Genomic DNA, 1064 nt, shown 5'->3' with positions numbered 1-1064 from the left:
AGGTGTAATGGACAAAATTCATGCTAAAAAGTAGAAGTTAGTCGCTAATGGACACAATTCATGCTATTTGAGTGACTTTGACCCTAAAAAGTCTTTAATAAACCGCAACTTACGCTGCTCACTTAGACCGTGATGACTGTGTAATTGTCGCTTTAACTCACTGAATAACCCTTCAAGAGAATTGGTGGTATTTGGTATATCTAAATGCCCATATTCTTGATAAGTGAATAGCCAATCGCTATTGGTTCTGAGGCTGCGATAAGCACTTCTAAGACGTTTGTGAGTGTACCAACTTCTACCAGTATCTTCATTGGTACTACGCTCATTAAGATAGTCTTCATGAGTTAACAACCAATAATCTAAGTGCTCTATGAAGTCAGCTTTATTAAGCTGTGTTAAGTCTAAAGTGAGCCGTCTAAGCTCAATACTTGCGATATTCTTAGGTCGACGAGTGAGATAGCGAGTTACTATTTGTACCTGATGGAACTGGCACATCTGGCAAGGGGTGTAGGTAAATAACGTACGCAGTCCTCGTCTACCATCACAGGTAATGCTTTGTACATCAACGCCTAACGATGCTAGATGATCAATTCCTTGCTTGTAGGCACTGTTGGTTTCATGACTGACTATCGCGTAGTAAAGAACGGCTTTAGTGGTATTGTCCATAAAAACCATTAAACCGAACTTACGACCGAAGTAAGTGGTATCCATGATGATGTTAGCAGTATTCGGTCGTTTAACTTGATACTGGGTACTGACTTTGTCTAAGCGTCTTTGAATGGTTTTAAGACTACAGCTATACTTGTCAGCCAGTTGTTTGTAGGTCTGTTTCCCTTGGGTGTATTCAGTCCAAAGGGTCTGGTTATTGAGTCTTTTGCCACCTAAAAACTGCCGTCTGCAAGCGAGACATTGATACTGTTGTTTGCCTAGCTTGCGTCCATTCTTCTTGGTGTGTTTATCATGACAAAAAGGGCAGTTTTTTGATTCATGGCTTTGATTCCTTGCAAATATAGACAGTATATAGCGTTAGACACTACGCCAGCATGAATAATGTCCATTACACC

Annotated in this window: 1 protein-coding gene; it reads right to left on the bottom strand. The window is 40.4% G+C overall.

Annotated elements, in window-relative coordinates; translation table 11 throughout:
* Positions 1-63 precede the first annotated feature (63 nt).
* Positions 64-711, bottom strand: coding sequence for a hypothetical protein (locus JMX92_RS13330; protein WP_201546153.1), 648 nt, complete (start codon positions 709-711; stop codon positions 64-66).
* Between the last annotated feature and the right edge of the window lie 353 nt (positions 712-1064).

This window comes from Psychrobacter sp. H7-1 (genome assembly GCF_904846585.1).
In the GTDB taxonomy this organism is placed as follows: Bacteria; Pseudomonadota; Gammaproteobacteria; order Pseudomonadales; family Moraxellaceae; genus Psychrobacter; species Psychrobacter raelei.
Note: the sequence above shows the minus strand (reverse complement) of the source record. Positions and strands in the feature narration are given on the sequence as shown.

Coding starts and splice junctions, on each gene's coding strand:
- JMX92_RS13330 (WP_201546153.1), bottom strand. CDS start 711: ATGGATACCACTTACTTCGGTCGTAAGTTCGGTTTAATGGTTTTTATG.